Here is an 18,113-nt window from a genome sequence, read left to right as displayed (position 1 = left end):
GATGCGTGATGTTGCTCTCTAGAGGGTGATCCGGATGTCGGGAAGATCGCGGCCCGCGATCAGATACTTGGCGACCTCTGACGTGCCGCCGACGATGGTGAGCGCCCGCGCATCGCGATAGAGCTGCTCGGCGCGGCCATATTCCTTGGTGATGCCGTCGCCGCCGAGAATCTGCACGGTTTCGTTCGCGCAATAGTTCGCGGTTTCGGTCGCGACGAGCTTGGCCATCGCGGCTTCCTTCATCAGCGCCTTGCCGTCGGCGCCTGCGTCATACATCTTCGTCGCGCGATAGGTGATGAGCTCCGATGCATCGATGCGCCAGCTCATCTGCGCGATCTTGTCCCAGATGAGCTGCTTGCAGCCGAGCGGCTGACCGAAGGATTTGCGCGTTTGCGCGTGCGCCGTGGCGATATCGAAGGCGCTGCGCGCGACGCCGAGGCCCGAGCCGCCGAGAATCGCGCGCTCGAAGTTGAACATGCCGCGCATGATGCGAAAGCCGCCGCCTTTTTCGCCGAGAAGATGATCGGCGCTCACGCGGCAATCGTCGAACCGGACTTCGCCGACGATGCAGCCGCGACGTCCCATGAACGTATAGTTGCGAGGGAAGCTCATGCCGCGCGCATGCTTCGGCACCGCGACCGCGGTCATGCCGTCACCGGTCAGTCCATACACGATATAAACGTCCGCGACGGAAGCATTGGAGATATAGCGCTTGAACCCGTTGATGACCCACTCGTTACGGGTCTCGTCGAAGTCGATGCGCGTCTCCATGCCCGCCGAATCGCTGCCGACATTCGGTTCGGTCACGCAGATCGCGCCGATCGCGGTGCCTTCCAGAATCGGCGTGAGATAGGTATCCCGCAGACGCTCGCCTGCATGACGATGCAGCGGATACGCGCATGACAGGGCCGTCGCGATCGTCGTCTCGAAGGCGTAGTTGATGTACGACGCTTCCTCGGAAAGAATGGTTGCGTGCGTGAGACCGGGATGCTCCAGCTTGCCTCGATAGAGGTCCGGGAACATCAGCTTCAGATAGCCTGCCGCGCCTAGCGCGCGCACGACATGTTTGACCGCATCCCAATCCTGACGGTCTTCGATATCGCCGGCACGCGGCAAAAGCTCGCGATGCAGGAAGTCGCGGACTTCGGCGCGGAAGGCCCGGTCCGCATCGTTCAAGAGAAAATCACGCATGGTCGTTTTGTGTGTTTGACTGGATTCGCTGCGCATGGATGCGCGCATCGCGCACCGTCGGCAGAAGAAAGCGCGCGCGGCGGATTGCTTCGTAGTCGAGCTCGCCGACGACGAGACATTCCTCTTCGCATTCCGCCTGCGCGATGGTTTTGCCGAAGGGATCGAGAATGCGCGAGCCGCCCCAGAAGGTCATCATGCCCTCGGTGCCGACGCGATTCGCCATCACGATAGGCACGCCGTAAGTGAGCGCATAGAAGCGCAGGTTGATGTCCCAGCCCGACGGGTTATCGAAGCCTTCGCCCACCGCCTCGCGCGCCGAGCTGATCGGCGCGGCGAGGAGCGTGACGCCGTCGCACATGAGCCCGTGCACGACCGCCGGATTCCACAGGTCGTTGCAGATGGGCGTCGCGATGCGCCATTCATCGTCGATTGCATAGCTTTCCGGCTTCGGGCCTGCCGCGAAGTAGAGACCGTCGCGCAGCTTGCCGTATGTGGCCAGCATCGTCTTGCGATGGACATGAACCAGCGTGCCATTCGCGACGGTCGCCTGGCTGTTGTGGAACTGTCCGCCCGGCGCTTCCTCGATGAAGCCGAACACGACATGCATGCCCGCGCTCGCTTCGGCGAGTTGCCTGATCACGGGATCGTCGCGGGTCATGGCGAGGCGCAGCGCGTCCTTGCCGCCGCTATGACCATGCAGCGACAGTTCCGGAAAGACGAGCAGACGCACGCCGCGCTGCCTTGCATCTGCGATGTGATGGAGATGCCGCGCGAGATTCGCCTGCACGTCGCCGTACGCCGTGTCGGTTTGCGCGGCGGCCACTTTGATCGTGGTCATGAGTTCGGTCCTTTGTTTTGCGCAGGCGTGAATCAGATCAGCCCGGACTCTTTGAGGAACTGATTCGCGACATCGGAGAACGACTTCTTCTGCACGTCGACGCTCGCGTTGAGGCGCGCCATGGTGGGCGCGTCGAGCTTCGCGGACAGCGCGTTGAGCAGCGGCCCGAGCGTCGGGTTCGCATCGAGCGTCGCCTTGCGGATCACGGGTGTCAACGCGTAGGAAGGGAAGTAGCCCTTGTCGTCCTTCAGCAAGACGAAGTTGAACGCGGGCACGCGGCCATCGGTGGCGAAGACCAACGCCACGTCGACCTGATGATCCTTCAGCGCCTGATACGTGAGGCCCGTGTCCATGCGCTTGACATCGCCCTGGCTGAACTCGAAGCCGTATTGCTTCTGCAGCGGACGCAAACCGTCAGGGCGCGCATAGAATTCGGAGTTGCACGCGAAGGTGAGCGTCTTGCCGCCCTTCATCGCTTTCGCGAGATCGCTCATCGTGACGATGCCGAGTTTCTTCGCTTCGTCCTGATTCATCGCGAACGCATAGGTGTTGTTCGCCTTCGAAGGATTCAGCCATACGAGGCCCTTCGCTGCATCGAGCTCCTTGACCTTCTTGTAGGTATCCTCGGCCGAAAGACGGTCATTGATCTTGTTGTAGGTGATGAGCGACGTGCCGGTGTACTCCCAGTACACATCGACCTGACCGTTTTCCTGAGCCTGACGCAACACGGCGCTGCCCATGCCGTCTTTCTTCGTCACTGTGAAGCCTTTGGCTTCCAGATAGCGCGCGGTCATCTCGGCCATCAACTGCTGTTCGGTGAAGTTCTTGCCGCCGACCACAACCGATGCAGCGCTTGCGGAAACGCTTGCGAACATCGAAATAAGGATGCCGAACCATACCGCGAATAACTTTTTCATGGTCTCTCTCATGATTGAAAAATCAGGCCTGTGGATTCACGCCGCGTGAAACGAGCATGCGCTGCATTTGACCGATGAACGCGTCGGTGAAAATCGCGAGCAGCGCGGTGGGAACGGCGCCCGCGAGCAGCATGCCGAAGTCGTTCAGGTCGATGCCCGTGAAGATCAGCTCGCCTAGGCCGCCGCCGCCGATCAGAAACGCGAGCGGCGCCGTGCCGACCGTGATCGCCAATGCCGTGCGAATGCCCGCGAAGATCACGTAGAGCGCATTGGGAAGCTCGACGCGCCAGAGGATTTGCCACGGCGTCATGCCCATGCCGGTCGCGGCTTCGATGAGCGCGGGCGGCACCGCGCGCAAGCCCTCGTACGTGTTCAGTGCGATCGGCAGAAGCGTCGCGACCCACAGGCCGAAGATCGCGGGCACCGCGCCGATTCCCATGACGCTCATCGCGAGCGCGAGCAGCGCGAGTTTCGGCACGGCTTGCCCGGCATTGAGCGACTGCATGACGATGGCCGCGCCGCGCTTCTGCGAAGGACGGCTCAGATAGACGCCTGCCGGAATCGCGACGATGATCGCGAGCACGCCCGCCACCGCAACCATCATCATCATGTGCAAGCCCTGATAAACGATGTCGCTGCGATACTGGCTGATGCTTTCCCACCAGCTATCCGCATGCGCCTGCGTGCTCGATGCGGCAAGCAGCGCGACTGACAAGACGCGTTTCATGCGTGCTCTCCTGCGGGAAGCTTCAACATGTCGACGATGCGCTCCTGGCTCACATAGCCGACGAAGCGGCCATCGTCATCGACGGTGGGCATCCACGATGCGCCGCTTGCGAACATCGTTGAAACGACGGTGCGCAGATCGTCCTTCTGACTCGCGGTAGCTTGAACGGGAATCGCATGCGCCGCGGTGATCGGGCCTTCGACCTTGAGCAGACGGTCGATCGTGAGATAGCCGTGCGGCTTGTCCGCTGCATCGACGAGCACGATCTGTTCGACGCCGTGCTTCTCCATCATCGCCTTGGCGCGCGTGCTGTCTTCGCCGACGCGCACGAGGCAATCGCAGGCCGAGAGCGCATCGTGCGCGCGCAGCAGGCGCAGACGCTTCAGCGCGCGGTCCGTGCCGACGAAGCCCGCGATGAACGGCGTCGCGGGCCGCGCGAGAATGTTGTCGGGTGAATCGAACTGTTCGAGATGACCGTTGCGGAAGATCGCGATCTTGTCGGCCATTTTCACGGCTTCGTCGATATCGTGGCTCACGAACATGATCGTTTTCTTCACCTGCTTCTGGATGCGCAGGAATTCATCCTGGATCAGCTCGCGGTTGATCGGATCGATTGCGCCGAAGGGCTCGTCCATCAGCATGACCGGCGGATCGGTGGCGAGCGCGCGCGCCACGCCCACGCGTTGCGCCTGCCCGCCCGACAGATCCTTCGGGTAGCGCGTCAGATACGTGGCCGGATCGAGCGCGACGATCTCGAGCAACTCCGCCGCGCGGCGGCGCGCCTTCGTCTTGTCCCAGCCGAGCAGCGTGGGCACCACGCAGATGTTCTCTTCGACCGTCATGTTCGGAAAGAGCCCGATCTGCTGGATCACATAACCGATACGGCGGCGCAACTCGACCACTTCGAATTCGTCGGTATCGCGTCCTTCGAGATAGATCTTGCCGGACGTAGGACGCACGAGACGGTTGATCATCTTGAGCGTCGTGGTCTTGCCGCATCCCGATGGCCCGAGCAGCACGCAGATTTCGCCCGCGCCGACTTCCATGTTGATGCCGTCGACGACCGCGCTCGCCGCGCCGTCATATCGCTTGGTAAGGTTGGAGAGCTTGATCATGATTTATTGCGCGTGTCCGGTTTGTTTGCGAAAGCCCGTCATGGCGGAGAGGCGCAGCGCGAGGCTGGCGGTGCGCGAAGGCGCGCGAAGTCCTTTCGGCGTGAGCCAGCGCTGCACCCACGAGAGACCGATATCGGCGGCGATGGCGAGCACGCTCACGAGGATCGCGCCCGCGATCAGCTGACGCGGATCCGATTGCGAAATGCCGCGGCTGATGAGCTTGCCGAGACCGCCCGCGCCGATATACGCCGCGATCGCCGCGATGCCCACGTTGATCACCACCGCCATGCGCACGCCGGCCATGATGATCGGCAGCGCGATGGGAATCTCGACCTTGCGCAAACGCTCGCCGGTCGTCATGCCCATGCCGCGCGCGGCTTCGCGCAAGGCCGGATCGATGTTGGTGATCGCGGTGTAGGTATTGCGCACGATCGGCAACTGCGAATAGAGGAAGAGGGCGATGACCGTCGGCAAAAAGCCGATGCCCTGGCCGATCACGGAGAGGATGGGGATCATGAGGCCGAAGAGCGCGACCGAGGGAATCGTCATGATGATCGCGGCTACGTACAACACTATCTTCGCGAGGCGTTCGTTGATCGTGATGGCGATGCCGAGCGGCACGCCGGTGAAGATCGCGAGTCCGACGCCTACTCCGACGATCTCGATGTGCTCGCCGGTCATCCTGGCGATGCTCGCCAGGTTGTCCCAGATAAAGGCAAGGGTTTCCACTATGTCTCCTGAGCTCTTCGTTGAGAGCCATGTTTATGTTTGTGCTGCCATGGCCTAAACGATAGAGCGGAGCGGGGACAAAGGGCTAACATCGACCCGACATTGTTTGTCACAAAAGCGGCATGGCGTACGCGTGATCATGTTTTTTCTTTTTAAATCAGTGAGCTATGAAAGTAGTTCGACTGTACGCTCTGGTCATTGCAATGCTGCGCTGCGGCGTGCGCGAAGGCTGCGCCATGCGAAGGCGACGAGCGCGGCGGTGACGATCATCGAGAAGAGATAGATGCCGGCGGGGCCCACGCAACTCATCACGAAGGAAGCGGCGATCGGGCCGATGCTGCCGCCGAGCGCGAATGTCAACAACAGCCCGGCGCTGGCGGCTACGCGCTGATGTGAAGCGATCCAGTCGTTCGCGTGCGCGACCGATACACCGTAGATCGTGAAGATGAGGCTCACATGCAGATACGCGACAGGCTGAACGAGCGCTGCGCCGTGAAAGACGAAGAGCGCCGCGCTCGCGAGCATCAGCGTCGATGCGATCGCGCAGATCACGCGCTTGCGGTCGAGCCTGTCGGACAGTTGCGCGACCGGCCATTGCGGCAGAAGGGCTGCGATCAACGCCACGCCCATGAAGCGCGATACCTCTTCTACGCTATAGCCCGCGCCGCGCATGTACACCGGATAGAGCGCATAGAACGTGCTGTTGAGCAGGCCCGAGGCGAAGCATCCCCATAACGCGAGCGGCGCGTCGCGCCAGAGCGTCGGCAATGCGTTGAGCTTCGTTTTCGGCGGCGATTCGAGCGGACCGGCGGGCGTGCTGCGCTCGTCGGCAGCAACGGATACGCGCGCGAGACTTGCGGGCACGAGCGACAACGCGAAGAGCCCGGCCACGAGACTGAACAACTCGAAGCCATTCGGACTCGCAATGCCGATGAGAAACTGGCCCGCGCCCACGCAGAGATACGTGGTGATGAGATACATCGAGAAGATGCGCCCGCGAAAGGCATTCGGCGCGACACCGTTGAGCCAGCTCTCCATCACGGCGAAGATGCCGACGAGCGATACGCCCGTCATGAAGCGCAGCGTCATCCAGACGAGCGGCTGCGCGCTCACGGCATAGCCGAGTGCGCTGCAAGCGGCGAGGGCCGCGAAGGCCGCGAACGCGCGATGATGCCCGACGCGCGCGATCAACGCCGAGCCGTGCCACGCGCCGAGCATGAAGCCGGCGTAATAGGCGGCCTGGACGAAGCCGATCGTCGACGAGGGGAAATTCGCATGCACCATGCGCAACGCGACGAGCGTGCCGAGCAAGCCGTTGCCCATGACGAGCAGCGCGAAGCCGAGCAGCAGACTGGCGATGGACGAAACGATGCTGCCGAAGGGAAGCCCGGCGTCGTCGCGCTTCTCGCGCTCGTTGGCCGGACTCATGCTGCCCAGTTCTTCAGTGCTCACGCTGTCCGCCTCGAAAGTTTGCGCGCCGGATCGACGGCTCACTATACGGACGGGCAAGCGGAGGCTTGTAGCACGGGGGCGACATCGGCTTGCACGCATGCGGCGTTATATGGTCCGCCGGCCCGGGCGCGGGTCTTGCGCAGAGGTCGGCGACCTCATCCTGTCATTTGAAAATGGACGAATCGCTCAACCTTCTGATGAATAGAGTCGCGCGGCAGATCGCGGAGCGTGAGGTCGCGCTCGCGTCCCTGCGCGAAAGCGCGACGCGCGCGCCCACGAAGCACGACCGCGAACGCATGCTTCTGACGCTTGCCGTGCTCGAAGAGGAACTCACTGGATGGAAACTGGTTGCCGCGCGCATCGAGCAGACAGTTGTGTTCGAGCCGCGGAATCATCGGGCCATTCGGATGCCTGTGCTGCGTTAGCCGGCGGCATTGACGCGAAAGACACGCGCGCGCATTTCGATCAAAATGATCGAACGGCATCAACGATTCGCCCGTCCGATGTGATGCAACTCCGCGCGCAACAACACATTCTCTCCCTCGTGGCCCAGGACGCGACGCTGCTGCACGTTGCGCCGCCACGCGTGCGCTTCGTCAACACATCCCGTGGGCCTTGCTACGAAGCCCTGTTCAACCGCATCGAGATCGATCGCGCGACGCTTGTATTGCCTGAACCGTTGCTGCGCATCGTCGTCGCGCATGAAGTCGGTCATGCGACGCAACGCAAAGCGATGCTGCTCGACTTCGCGTGGACGGGTCTCTGCGTCGCGGCGCTGCTAACCATCCCATGCTTCATGTTCGCGACTTCGCCCGATGAAGACCTGTGGCGCGTGTGCGTGCCCGGCCTCGGCTTCGTGTTCGCGTTCATTGCTTGCTCGAAGATGTGGCGAGCACAAGGCGCGAAGCGCGCAGCCGCCTTCGAACTCGATGCTGATGCGAAAGCCGCATCGATATGCGGTCCGGCATCGGCGCTTGCGGCACTGGAAGCAATGGCGATGCGCGGACACATCGACGCCGCGCGTCTAGATGCGATGCGCGCGCGTCTGCTGTCAGGCGCGCAATAATTGCTTCGTGCTTGATTCATCGCCGGCAAATACTGCTTTCGCCATGCGCGCGTGCAGGGTTTCCACTTAAACGACAAACCGTGATCCGGTCTATTTTGCCGATCCCTGGAAGGGAAGCACGCTGTCGCCGCATGAAGCAATTTTCGGCAACGATATTCGCTATAGAATGCCAGCCTTCTAATAGCTTTCGTCCCCGAATCAGCCATGAAGCCGCTCGCCAATGATTCATCTGTGCTGTTCGCGTCCTCGCGGCGCGCAGCGCAGACTGAATCGCAGCAGGACGTCATCGATCTCCTGCAAGCGGACCTGAGCGAAAGCCGCGTTTTGCACGAGCTGTGTCTTCATCTGCTCGTGAATCAGGACGCCGCCGGCTTATATCAGCGCACCGTGGATGCCGCGAAGGAACTGCTTCGCTCCGACTTCGGCAGTCTTCAATTGCTGAGCCAGCGCGAGGACGGCAGCGAAGTGCTGCAACTGATCGCGCAACACGGCTTCACGCCGCTTGCGCGCGAACGCTGGCGCGAAGTGAACGCCGATTCGACGACCAGTTGCGGCGCTGCATGGGCGAAGAGCGAACGTGTCGTGATTCCCGACATCGAGGAAAGCGAGCTGGTGCGCGGCACGATCGACTACATGATCTTTCGCGAGACCGGCATCCGCGCAGTGCAGACCACGCCCTTGCGCTCGCGCAGCGGCGTGCTGCTCGGCATGCTCTCTACACATTGGCGTACCGTGCACGAGCCCGATGTGACGCAGCTGCGTCTGCTCGACGTGATCGCGCGTCAGGCCGCCGATCTCGTCGAGCGCGCCGTGCAGGAAGAAGCCTTGCGCGTGAGCGAGTCGCGCTTCAGGGCGCTCGTGACGTCGGCGTCGTATTCGGTGTATCGCATGAACGCCGACTGGACCAGCATGCGCGCCCTCGATGGCCGGGGCTTTCTCGCCGATACCCTGTCCGACAGCGAGGAATGGCTCAACACGTACATTCATCCCGACGATCAGCCGGCCGTGCTGCGCGCGATCGATGCGGCCATTTCATCGCAGGGTCTCTTCGAGCTGGAGCATCGCGTGTTGCGCGCCGATGGCTCGTTCGGCTGGACACTGTCGCGGGCGGTGCCGATCTTCGATAGCGCGGGGCAGCTCACGGAATGGTTCGGCGCCGCGAGCGACGTCACCGCGCGCAAGGATGCCGAGCGCGCGCTGCGCGAGAGCGAGGCGCGGCTCATCGAAGCGGATCGCATGAAGGACCGCTTTCTCGCGACGCTCGCGCACGAGCTGCGCAATCCGCTCGCGCCGATCCGCAACGGCCTGCAGATTCTGCGCGTGAGCAGGAACGCGGAGCAGGCGGGCAGCGTGCTCTCGATGCTCGATCGTCAGGTCGATCACATGGTGCGACTCGTCGACGATCTGATGGAAGTCGCGCGTGTGACGAGCGGCGCGCTCGCGCTTCAGCGCGATCGCCTCGATCTCGCCGATGCGCTGAAGGCCGCGCTCGAACTGAGCCGTCCCGCGGTCGAAGCGGGCGGCCATGCGCTGCAAGTGTGTTTCGCGCCGGAGCGCCTGATCGTCGATGGCGATGGCGTGCGCCTCGCGCAAGTGTTCTCGAATCTCATCAACAACGCCGCGAAGTATTCGCCGACACCGGGCCTCATTCAGGTCTCGCTCGGCAGCGAGGGCGGCACGGCGGTCGTGCGCGTCACCGATCACGGCATCGGCATCTCGGCGGGCGATCAGGCGCGGCTCTTCACGCTCTTCGGGCGGCTGCGGCAGTCGGCCGGCATCGGCGATGGCCTGGGCGTCGGGCTCGCGCTCGCGAAGCATCTCGTCGAAATGCATGGCGGTGCGATTTCCGTCGAAAGCGAAGGCGTGGGCTCGGGTAGCGCGTTCGCCGTTTCGCTGCCGCTCGTGACGAACGACGAAGCCGTGAAGCCGGACGGCAGGCGCGCCGCCGTCAGCGCATGCGACGGCCTGAGGGTCATGGTCATCGACGACAACCGCGACGCCGCCGACAGTCTCGGCTCCGTGCTGAATCTGCTCGGCTGCGAGGCTTCGGTTTTCTACGGCGGCGCGCAGGCCCTGCACGCGATGGATCGGGTCGCGCCCGCGCTCGTGCTGCTCGACATCGGCATGCCGGAGATGGATGGCTATGCGGTCGCGCGCCGGATCCGCGCATCGGGCCGGCATGACAGTGTGATGCTCGTCGCCGTCACGGGGTGGGGGCAAGCGGAGGATCGCAGGCGCACCGCGCAAGCGGGCTTCGACGAGCACCTCGTAAAGCCCGTCGATATCGAAGTGCTCGAGCGCGTGCTGAGTCTCGCGGCGCAGCGCATGGATGCGGTCTGATCGCGCGCCGGGCGGCGCACATCAAAAAGCACGCGCGTCCTGAGCGGAAGGGCGTGCCTGAATGAATGACCGGGTGAGTGTCGCCGTTTTTACTGCGATTGCGTGGCGGGCGGCGTGGTTGTCGTCGTCGAGGACTTCTTGGACTTGTGCTTCTTCTTGTAAGCGGGACGCGGCTTGTTGTCCGGGTACTCGGCCGCCGCGAACGACAGCGTCGGCGCCGCGAAAGCCGCCAGCACCAGAAGCACGAGGAATTTCTTCAAGGACGTTTTCATCGGAGACTCGCTTGGAGGAGAGGGCCTGAAAAGGCAAAGCGACGCTGGCGCCGCTTTGCATCGCGACACATGCACGACGCGATACTTCGGTGCAACCAGAGGAACGCCGGCTCGATCGGGTTCATGTGTTTGCAAGCCGTACGGCCTCACGGCCCTTCTCCGCATGCGGGCCGCTGAAGCAACAGTATATTGCACAAAAAAATGCAATCCGTCAGTGGCCGTGCATAAGGCCTTGATGCATCGGCATTTTTGTCGGTTCGCAGTGCTGCGCGAGGCGCGCCCATGCTGCCTGACGTCGACGACAAGTGTCATCGATTCCGTCTACTATCGGGCCTGTTCTCAACTACGGACGACCCGATGAAAGAAGACGACATCCGCAGGAATGCCTTCGCCATGCCGGTGCACAATCCCGCCTACCCGCGTCCCCCGTTCCGTTTTCTCAATCGCGAGTACTTCATCATCTCCTATGAAACCGACCTCGACGCGTTGCGCGCCGTGGTCCCGGAGCCGCTGAAGGTGGATAGCGGTCTCGTACATTACGAATTCATTCGCATGCCGGATTCATCCGGCTTCGGCGATTACACCGAAAGCGGCCAGGTGATTTCCGTCATCGACCCGGACGGCAACAAGGGCGGCTACACGCACGCGATGTATCTCGACGACGAAGGCCCGATCGCAGGCGGCCGCGAGATCTGGGGCTTTCCGAAGAAGCTCGCGTCGCCGCGCCTTTCCGTCGATGGCAAGGACACGCTGCTCGGCACGCTCGACTACGGCACGCAACGCATCGCGACGGGCACGATGGGCTACAAGTATCGTCCGCTCGATCTCGAAGCCGAGCGCAAGAAGCTCGCCGACACGCCCAACTATCTGCTGAAAGTCTTGCCGCACGTCGACGGAACCGCGCGCGTGTGCGAACTGGTTCGCTTCTTCCTGCGCGACGTGTCCGTGCTCGGCGCATGGGAAGGCCCGGCTGCGCTGGAACTGCACGCGCACGCGCTCGCGCCAGTAGCGGATCTGCCGGTGCGCAAGATCGTGGGCGCGCGGCATGTGATCGCGAACCTCACGCTCGATATCGGCGAAGTCGCCTACGACTATCTCGCCCCCGCCGACGGCCTCAAGCTCGCCGTCAATCAATAAACTCAACAACTTCGATAACTTCGACAAAGGAACAGGCAAATGGCACTGCAAGGAAAAGTCGCGCTCGTGACGGGCGCCGCGAGCGGCATTGGTGAACAGACGGCGCGCAAGCTCGCGGCCGACGGCGCGGCGGTCGTCATCGCCGATCTGAATCTCGCGAATGCGCAGCAGGTTGCGGACAGCATCGTCGCCGCGGGCGGAAAGGCGATCGCCGTGTCGATGGACGTGACGAGCGAAGACGCCGTGAACGCGGGCATCGAAGACGCGGTCGCGAAGCTCGGCGGGATCGACGTGCTCGTGTCCAACGCGGGCATCCAGATCGTCGCGCCGATCGAGGAATACGCATTCGCCGACTGGAAGAAGATGCTCGCGATCCATCTCGACGGCGCGTTCCTCACGACGAAGGCCGCAATCAAGCACATGTATGCCTCGGGCAAGGGCGGCTCGATCATCTACATGGGCTCGGTGCATTCGCATGAAGCGTCGAAGCTTAAGTCGGCGTATGTCACGGCGAAGCATGGCCTGCTGGGTCTTGCGCGCGTCGTCGCGAAGGAAGGTGGTCCGCGCGGCGTGCGCGCCAACGTGGTGTGCCCCGGTTTCGTGCGCACGCCGCTCGTCGAGAAGCAGATTCCCGAGCAGGCGAAGGCGCTCGGCATTTCGGAAGCCGATGTCGTGAAGAACGTCATGCTGAAGGAAACGGTCGACGGCGAGTTCACGACCGTCGCCGATGTCGCGAATACGGTCGCGTTCCTCGCGGGCTTCGAATCGAATGCGCTGACGGGCCAGTCGATCGTCGTGAGCCACGGCTGGTTCATGCAATAAGGATAAGGAGAATCCATGCGCCGCAGTCGACGCAACACACTCACGCAGGCGAATCACGTCGCGCTGCCGGACTACGACGACGTTTGCCTCGTGCTGCAAGGCGGCGGCGCGCTGGGTTCGTATCAGGCCGGCGTGTTCGAAGGGCTTGCCGAGGTCGGCATCGATCCGACCTGGACGTCGGGCATATCGATCGGCGCGTTGAATACCGCGATCATCGCGGGCAATGCGCCCGAGAACCGCGTGGCCGCGCTGCGCGGGTTCTGGGACACGATCTGCCAGCCCGCCGATCTGATCGGGCACGTGGGCGCGTTTCTGCCCGCGACCTTCGGCTTCGCCAATCTCGGCCGCAAGTTCTCGAGCATGTGGGCGGCCGCGCGCGCGCTGACCGAAGGGCAAAAGGGCTTCTTCTCGCCGCGCGTGCAGGTGCCGAATTTCGCACCGGGCACGAAGAGCAAACGCCCGAGCGAGGTGAGCTATTACGACACGTCGGCATTGCGTGCGACGCTTTTGCGTTTCGCGGACTTCGATCGCATCAACGATGGCGGCATGCGCGTGTCGGTGGGCGCGGTGAATGTGCGCACGGGCAATCTCGTCTACTTCGACAACACGAAGATGCGGCTCACGCCCGAGCATTTCATGGCGTCGGGCGCGCTGCCGCCAGGTTTTCCGGCTGTCGAGATCGATGGTGAGTTCTATTGGGACGGCGGCCTCGTATCGAATACGCCGTTGACGGAGATCATCAGCGAATGCCAGCACAAGGACTCGCTCGTGTTTCAGGTGGATCTGTGGAGCGCACGCGGCACGCTGCCCGGCGATTTTCTCGACGTGAGCGAGCGTACGAAGGACATTCAGTATTCGAGCAGAACGCGCGCGATCACGGATTTCGCGTCGAGTTACCAGAAGCATGCGCGGCTCATCAAGGAGCTGCTCGAGCATATTCCCGAGAAGACGCGCCGCTCGCATCCGTTGTTGCGCGAGGCGCAGAAGATCGCGGATGGCGGCGCGGTGAATGTCGTGCATCTCATCTACAAGAACAAGTTCTTCGAAGGGCACTACAAGGACTACGAGTTCAGCAACGACACGATGGACGAGCACTGGGCGAGCGGGCTCGAGGATATCCGCCGTTCGTTCGCACATCCGGAGTGGTTCGAGATTCCGAGTCACGATCTCGGGTTCGTCACGCACGATGTGCATCGGTATGAGCCTGCGCCTAAGGCGACGGCGGACATGCCGAGGGCGGTGTCGAAGAAGCTGGACGATGTGGATTTGGTGGAAGGCGTTTGAAGCCGTCGCGGGATTCATTTACTCTGGCTGATCTCGTCACGAGGATTCGAGGCACGTCATGAGCGAATGGAAACCCGCGACTTATCCCTCCATCAGCCCCTATCTCATTTGCGAGAACGCCGAAGCCATCATCGCGTTTCTGCAAAGCGTCTTCGAGGCCGTATTGGTCCGTCGCTTCGACCGTCCCGATGGCTCGCTGATGCATGCCGAAGTGCGCATAGACGACAGTATCGTGATGATAGGCGGCGGCGCGACCGGTCAGCAATCGGCGGGGCCGCACATCCACGTCTATGTGCGCGATGCCCAGGCCGTCTACGACCGCGCGATGCAGCACGGCGCGCAAAGCGTGCAGGCCCCAACGCGCAAACGCGCCGACGACGATTTCCGCGGCGGCTTCCGCGATGCCGCCGGCACGACGTGGTGGGTCGCGACTCAGTAACCCGTTACCGCTTTTTCCTTTTTGCGCGCATCGCCGGCGCGCCCAGACTCTCGCGCAACGCGTTGGTCAGCGTCTTGAGAAACTGATCGACCGCGGGCGGCAGACGCCGCTCGCGCATCACCGTCACTTGCAGCAGACGTTCGTTCAATAAAGGCTCGTCGATGGGCGTGGCGACGAGCGTCGGCGGCCCGGGGTCGCCTTTGAGCGCGACCGCGCTGCCGAGCGTGATCGCGCCGGTGAGCGCGGCGAAGTGATGCATCGCGCTCGAATTGTTGCTCGTTAAAACCGGCTCCAGATGCACGCCGCGCGCCGAACAGCACCAGTCGATCAACTGACGCACGGTGGTCCCGCGATCGAGCACGGCGGTGGGGTACTGAAGCACGTCGTCGAGCGTGATGCTCGTCCTGCCGGCCAGTGGATGTGTCGGTGGCAGCAGCGCGCAGACCGGCGCCTTCACGCTGTATTCGACACTCAACGCCGTCGATGTCGATGTCGAGAACGCGAGCCCCACATCGATTTCGCCGCTCGCCACCCAATGTTCCACCTGCCCGGGCGTGCCCGAGCGCATCACGAAACGCGTGCGCGGATGCTCGCGATAATGCGACGCCATCACGCTGGGCAGAAAGCAGCGCGTGAAGCCCTCCGTGCAGCCAATGCGCACGATTCCGCGCCCGAGCGCATGCATCTCCGATATCTCGTCGAGCACCGCGTCGCCATCCATCAGCGCGCGGCGCGCGTGCTGCGCGAGCAGTTCGCCCGCTTCGGTCAGGATCATGCCGCGCGGCATGCGCTCGAATAGCGGCGTTCCCGCCTGTTCCTCCAGCTTCGCGATCTGCCGGCTGATCGCCGATACCGCGACATGAAGCTGTTCCGATGCCGCCGCGAGCGACCCCGCGCGCGCGACCTCCACGAAGTATTTGAGTGCGATGCCATGCAGCACGGTGCTTTCCTCGAGCCTTGCCTTTTTGGCAATGCTAGTCGCAAATTTTGAAATTGTCGCGAATTTTTGGCGTTTCTAGACTGGCCGCAATTGCAGTGAGCCATCTTCCGGAGACGTCGTGAAAGAACCTCAGAACAGTCGCGAGACCGCCATCGCCATCGCGTGCAAAGCCTTCGATTCGGGCGCGTTTTTCGCGGACCTGCAGCGCCGCGTCGCATTTCGCACCGAGAGCCAGAACGGCGCGAATCCCGCGCTGGACGCTTACCTCACCGATGAAGTCAGCGACACGCTCGCGCGCCTCGGCTTCACGGCGCGCGTCGTGGAAAATGCCGTCGCGGGCGGGCCGCCGTTTCTGATCGCCGAGCGCCACGAAGCGGACGATCTGCCGACCGTGCTGACCTACGGCCACGGCGACGTCGTGCGCGGCTACGACGAGCAGTGGCGCACGGGCCTGAAGCCGTGGGATATCGTCGTCGATGAAGACCGGTGGTATGGACGCGGCACCGCCGACAACAAAGGCCAGCACTCGGTCAACTTCGCCGCGCTCGCGGCCGTGTTGCAGGCGCGCAAGGGCAAGCTCGGCTACAACGTCAAGGTGATCTTCGAAACAGGCGAGGAGATCGGCTCGCCGGGTTTGAGCGAAGTCTGCGCCGCGCACCAGGACGCGCTCGCGGCGGACGTGTTCATCGCTTCGGATGGCCCGCGTGTATCGGCGGAGCGCCCGACGCTCTTTCTCGGCTCGCGCGGCGGCGTGCCGTTCGAGCTCACGGTGAATCTGCGCGAAGGCGGGCATCACTCGGGCAACTGGGGCGGCGTGCTGCGCAATCCGGCGGTCGTGCTGTCGCATGCGCTCGCGAGCCTCGTCGATCGACACGGGCGCATCGCCGTCGACGGATTGCGGCCGCCGCCCATTTCCGATGCCGTGCGCGAAGCGCTCGCCGATATCGAACTGGGCCGCGACGATAGCTCGCCCGATATCGATCCGACCTGGGGCGAGCCCGGCCTCACGCCGACCGAACGCGTGATTGGCTGGAACGCGCTCGAAGTCCTCGCGATGAAATCCGGCAATGCCGACGCGCCCGTCAACGCAATTCCGCCTTCCGCGAAGGCCGTGTGCCAGTTGCGCTTCGTGGTCGGCACGGACTGGGAGAACGTGCAGACGCATCTGGAACGGCACTTCGCGGAGCTCGGCTTTACGGAAGTCAGCGTGAAAGTGACGCGCGCCTCGCCCGCGACGCGCCTCGATCTCGATGATCCCTGGGTTCACTGGGCGCTCGATTCGATGCGCGCGACCACGGGCAAGAAGCCCGCGCTGCTGCCGAATCTCGGCGGCACCGTCCCCAACGATGTCTTCGCGAAGACGCTCGGCCTGCCTACGTTGTGGGTGCCGCATTCGTATCCCGCATGCAACCAGCACGCGGCGAACGAGCACGTGCTCGCGCCGGTGATGCGCGAATCGCTCTGCCTGATGGCGGGGCTCTGGTGGGATCTCGGCGAGACGGGCGCGGCGATCGTCGCCACGCGCAACGCGCATTAATCGAACGCTATCCATGACACGCTGACATCATGAACAAAAAGCCCCTGAGCCTGACGCAGATCGTGCTCGCGACTTCGGTCGGCAACGCGCTCGAATGGTTCGATATCGCGATCTATGCGTTCTTCGCGGTCTACATCGCGAAGAACTTCTTTCCGGCCGCGAACGAGACGGCTTCCATGCTGCTCACGTTCGGCTCGTTCGGCGCGTCGTATCTGGTGCGCCCGATCGGCGGCATGGTGCTCGGCGCGTATGCCGACAAGCGCGGTCGCAAGGCCGCGCTGATGATGTCGGTCGGCCTGATGATGATCGGCACGGCGATCATCGCGGTGATTCCGTCGTATGCGTCGATCGGGCTGATCGCGCCCGCGGGCGTGTTCATCGCGCGGCTGATTCAGGGCTTCTCGGCGGGCGGCGAGTTCGGTCCGTCGACGGCGATGCTGATCGAGCACGCGCCCAACCGGCGCGGCCTGCTCGCGAGCTGGCAATTCGCGACGCAAGGGCTCGCGACCTTGCTCGCATCGATCTTCGGCTTCGCGCTCGCCAAGCTGATGCCGGCAGCGGAACTTGCCGCGTGGGGCTGGCGCATTCCGTTCTTCTTCGGCTTGCTGATCGGGCCGGCGGGATTGTTCCTGCGCCGCTATCTCGAAGACGCGGCCGATTACACCGAAGCGCAGCACACCGCGACGCCCGTGCGCGATGTGTTCGCGCGGCAAAAGACCTTGCTGCTGATATCGATCGGCGCGTTGACGGTATCGACGGCGGTGAACTATCTGCTGCAGTACGTGCCGACGTTCGCGATGCGCGAACTGCATCTCGATGCGTCGACGGGCTTTGCCGCGAGCACCGTCGCCGGCTTGATGCTGACGCTCGTCACGCCGTTCGCGGGTCATCTCTCGGACAAGATCGGCCGCGTGAAGCAGATGTCGACGGCCGCGTTGCTGCTGTTCGTGACGGGGTATCCGGCGTTCGCGTATGTCGTGTCGCATGTGTCGGTGCCGGCGTTGTTCGTGCTCGTCGCGTGGCTCGCGCTGCTCAAGGCGATCTACTTCGGCGCGCTGCCTGCGTTGATGTCGGAGATCTTTCCGGTTTCGACGCGCGCGACGGGTATGTCGATCGGCTACAACATCGGCGTGACGGTGTTCGGCGGCTTCACGCCGGCGATCATCATCTGGCTGCTGAGCGCGACGGGCAGCAAGGCGGCGCCGAGCTTCTACATGATGTTCACGGCGGTGATAAGCCTCGCGGCGCTGGCGGCGGTGAGCCGGGGGAAGGGCGGGACGAGGGAGATGCGGGTTGCGGCGTGATGC

General features: G+C 63.3%; 18 protein-coding genes. 9 read left to right on the top strand and 9 right to left on the bottom strand.

Annotated features, from left to right (window positions below; genetic code table 11):
* Positions 1–18: 18 nt before the first annotated feature.
* The 7 genes from AC1Z32_RS04690 to AC1Z32_RS04660 all read right to left on the bottom strand — a co-directional run bounded on the left by AC1Z32_RS04690 (position 19) and on the right by AC1Z32_RS04660 (position 6,969).
* A complete protein-coding gene (locus AC1Z32_RS04690; RefSeq protein WP_483477528.1) occupies positions 19–1,191 on the bottom strand; it encodes an acyl-CoA dehydrogenase family protein in 1,173 nt (390 codons plus the stop codon).
* Positions 1,184–2,029 carry a nitrilase-related carbon-nitrogen hydrolase gene (locus AC1Z32_RS04685; protein ID WP_483477527.1) on the bottom strand — a complete coding sequence of 282 codons (846 nt, stop codon included), beginning with the start codon at positions 2,027–2,029 and terminating at the stop codon, positions 1,184–1,186. The genes AC1Z32_RS04690 and AC1Z32_RS04685 overlap by 8 nt, the downstream gene beginning before the upstream one ends.
* Positions 2,030–2,061: 32 nt before the next feature.
* A complete protein-coding gene (locus tag AC1Z32_RS04680) occupies positions 2,062–2,946 on the bottom strand; it encodes a glycine betaine ABC transporter substrate-binding protein (RefSeq protein ID WP_483477526.1) in 885 nt (294 codons plus the stop codon).
* Positions 2,947–2,968: 22 nt separating this feature from the next.
* Positions 2,969–3,673, bottom strand: a complete 705-nt coding sequence (locus AC1Z32_RS04675; RefSeq protein WP_483477525.1) for an ABC transporter permease — start codon at positions 3,671–3,673, stop codon at positions 2,969–2,971.
* Positions 3,670–4,788 carry an ABC transporter ATP-binding protein gene (locus AC1Z32_RS04670; protein ID WP_483477524.1) on the bottom strand — a complete coding sequence of 373 codons (1,119 nt, stop codon included), beginning with the start codon at positions 4,786–4,788 and terminating at the stop codon, positions 3,670–3,672. Before AC1Z32_RS04670 ends, AC1Z32_RS04675 begins: the two co-directional genes overlap by 4 nt.
* 3 nt (positions 4,789–4,791) lie before the next feature.
* Positions 4,792–5,517, bottom strand: coding sequence for an ABC transporter permease (locus tag AC1Z32_RS04665; RefSeq protein ID WP_483477523.1), 726 nt, complete (start codon positions 5,515–5,517; stop codon positions 4,792–4,794).
* A 195-nt stretch (positions 5,518–5,712) separates the two neighbouring features.
* Complete coding sequence (locus AC1Z32_RS04660; protein WP_483477522.1) at positions 5,713–6,969, bottom strand: MFS transporter; 1,257 nt, start codon at positions 6,967–6,969, stop codon at positions 5,713–5,715.
* 197 nt (positions 6,970–7,166) lie between these two features.
* On the opposite strand from AC1Z32_RS04660, the gene AC1Z32_RS04655 reads away from it, so the two are divergent.
* From AC1Z32_RS04655 to AC1Z32_RS04645, 3 genes are all read left to right on the top strand, one after another.
* Positions 7,167–7,394: a hypothetical protein gene (locus AC1Z32_RS04655; protein WP_483477521.1), complete on the top strand. Its 228-nt coding sequence runs from the start codon at positions 7,167–7,169 to the stop codon at positions 7,392–7,394.
* A gap of 83 nt (positions 7,395–7,477) precedes the next feature.
* Positions 7,478–8,035 carry a hypothetical protein gene (locus AC1Z32_RS04650; protein ID WP_483478201.1) on the top strand — a complete coding sequence of 186 codons (558 nt, stop codon included), beginning with the start codon at positions 7,478–7,480 and terminating at the stop codon, positions 8,033–8,035.
* A gap of 204 nt (positions 8,036–8,239) precedes the next feature.
* Positions 8,240–10,375: a hybrid sensor histidine kinase/response regulator gene (locus AC1Z32_RS04645; RefSeq protein WP_483477520.1), complete on the top strand. Its 2,136-nt coding sequence runs from the start codon at positions 8,240–8,242 to the stop codon at positions 10,373–10,375.
* Positions 10,376–10,464: 89 nt separating this feature from the next.
* Here AC1Z32_RS04645 and AC1Z32_RS04640 read toward each other — a convergent pair whose 3' ends face one another.
* The gene (locus AC1Z32_RS04640; protein ID WP_483477519.1) at positions 10,465–10,647 is read right to left on the bottom strand and encodes a hypothetical protein; all 183 of its coding nucleotides are present in this window, start codon (positions 10,645–10,647) and stop codon (positions 10,465–10,467) included.
* 357 nt (positions 10,648–11,004) lie between these two features.
* On the opposite strand from AC1Z32_RS04640, the gene AC1Z32_RS04635 reads away from it, so the two are divergent.
* From AC1Z32_RS04635 to AC1Z32_RS04620, 4 genes are read left to right on the top strand one after another with little or no spacing between them, the layout of a single operon-like run.
* On the top strand, positions 11,005–11,784 hold the full coding sequence (locus AC1Z32_RS04635; RefSeq protein ID WP_483477518.1) for an acetoacetate decarboxylase: 780 nt from the start codon (positions 11,005–11,007) through the stop codon (positions 11,782–11,784).
* Positions 11,785–11,823: 39 nt separating this feature from the next.
* A complete protein-coding gene (locus AC1Z32_RS04630; RefSeq protein WP_062601954.1) occupies positions 11,824–12,606 on the top strand; it encodes a 3-hydroxybutyrate dehydrogenase in 783 nt (260 codons plus the stop codon).
* Between the two features lie 15 nt (positions 12,607–12,621).
* A complete protein-coding gene (locus tag AC1Z32_RS04625; RefSeq protein ID WP_483477517.1) occupies positions 12,622–13,890 on the top strand; it encodes a DUF3734 domain-containing protein in 1,269 nt (422 codons plus the stop codon).
* Positions 13,891–13,948: 58 nt separating this feature from the next.
* Positions 13,949–14,329 (top strand): VOC family protein, encoded by a 381-nt coding sequence (locus AC1Z32_RS04620; RefSeq protein ID WP_483477516.1) that lies wholly within the window; start codon positions 13,949–13,951, stop codon positions 14,327–14,329.
* A gap of 4 nt (positions 14,330–14,333) precedes the next feature.
* Here AC1Z32_RS04620 and AC1Z32_RS04615 read toward each other — a convergent pair whose 3' ends face one another.
* Entirely contained in the window at positions 14,334–15,269 is a 936-nt protein-coding gene (locus AC1Z32_RS04615; RefSeq protein WP_483477515.1) for a LysR family transcriptional regulator, read from the bottom strand.
* A gap of 118 nt (positions 15,270–15,387) precedes the next feature.
* On the opposite strand from AC1Z32_RS04615, the gene AC1Z32_RS04610 reads away from it, so the two are divergent.
* Positions 15,388–16,806 (top strand): M20 family metallopeptidase, encoded by a 1,419-nt coding sequence (locus tag AC1Z32_RS04610; protein ID WP_483477514.1) that lies wholly within the window; start codon positions 15,388–15,390, stop codon positions 16,804–16,806.
* Between the two features lie 26 nt (positions 16,807–16,832).
* Positions 16,833–18,110: an MFS transporter gene (locus AC1Z32_RS04605; protein ID WP_483478200.1), complete on the top strand. Its 1,278-nt coding sequence runs from the start codon at positions 16,833–16,835 to the stop codon at positions 18,108–18,110.
* Positions 18,111–18,113: the final 3 nt, after the last annotated feature.

Source organism: Caballeronia sp. 11_S32 (genome assembly GCF_056930355.1).
This window is presented reverse-complemented; position numbering and strand designations above follow the sequence as displayed.

Excerpts from the sequence above, each read along its gene's own strand:
- AC1Z32_RS04655 (WP_483477521.1), top strand. The coding sequence starts at position 7,167 with ATGAATAGAGTCGCGCGGCAGATCGCGGAGCGTGAGGTCGCGCTCGCG.
- AC1Z32_RS04640 (WP_483477519.1), bottom strand. The coding sequence starts at position 10,647 with ATGAAAACGTCCTTGAAGAAATTCCTCGTGCTTCTGGTGCTGGCGGCT.
- AC1Z32_RS04620 (WP_483477516.1), top strand. The coding sequence starts at position 13,949 with ATGAGCGAATGGAAACCCGCGACTTATCCCTCCATCAGCCCCTATCTC.
- AC1Z32_RS04635 (WP_483477518.1), top strand. The coding sequence starts at position 11,005 with ATGAAAGAAGACGACATCCGCAGGAATGCCTTCGCCATGCCGGTGCAC.
- AC1Z32_RS04645 (WP_483477520.1), top strand. The coding sequence starts at position 8,240 with ATGAAGCCGCTCGCCAATGATTCATCTGTGCTGTTCGCGTCCTCGCGG.
- AC1Z32_RS04675 (WP_483477525.1), bottom strand. The coding sequence starts at position 3,673 with ATGAAACGCGTCTTGTCAGTCGCGCTGCTTGCCGCATCGAGCACGCAG.
- AC1Z32_RS04650 (WP_483478201.1), top strand. The coding sequence starts at position 7,478 with ATGCAACTCCGCGCGCAACAACACATTCTCTCCCTCGTGGCCCAGGAC.
- AC1Z32_RS04685 (WP_483477527.1), bottom strand. The coding sequence starts at position 2,029 with ATGACCACGATCAAAGTGGCCGCCGCGCAAACCGACACGGCGTACGGC.
- AC1Z32_RS04690 (WP_483477528.1), bottom strand. The coding sequence starts at position 1,191 with ATGCGTGATTTTCTCTTGAACGATGCGGACCGGGCCTTCCGCGCCGAA.
- AC1Z32_RS04630 (WP_062601954.1), top strand. The coding sequence starts at position 11,824 with ATGGCACTGCAAGGAAAAGTCGCGCTCGTGACGGGCGCCGCGAGCGGC.
- AC1Z32_RS04680 (WP_483477526.1), bottom strand. The coding sequence starts at position 2,946 with ATGAAAAAGTTATTCGCGGTATGGTTCGGCATCCTTATTTCGATGTTC.
- AC1Z32_RS04670 (WP_483477524.1), bottom strand. The coding sequence starts at position 4,788 with ATGATCAAGCTCTCCAACCTTACCAAGCGATATGACGGCGCGGCGAGC.
- AC1Z32_RS04625 (WP_483477517.1), top strand. The coding sequence starts at position 12,622 with ATGCGCCGCAGTCGACGCAACACACTCACGCAGGCGAATCACGTCGCG.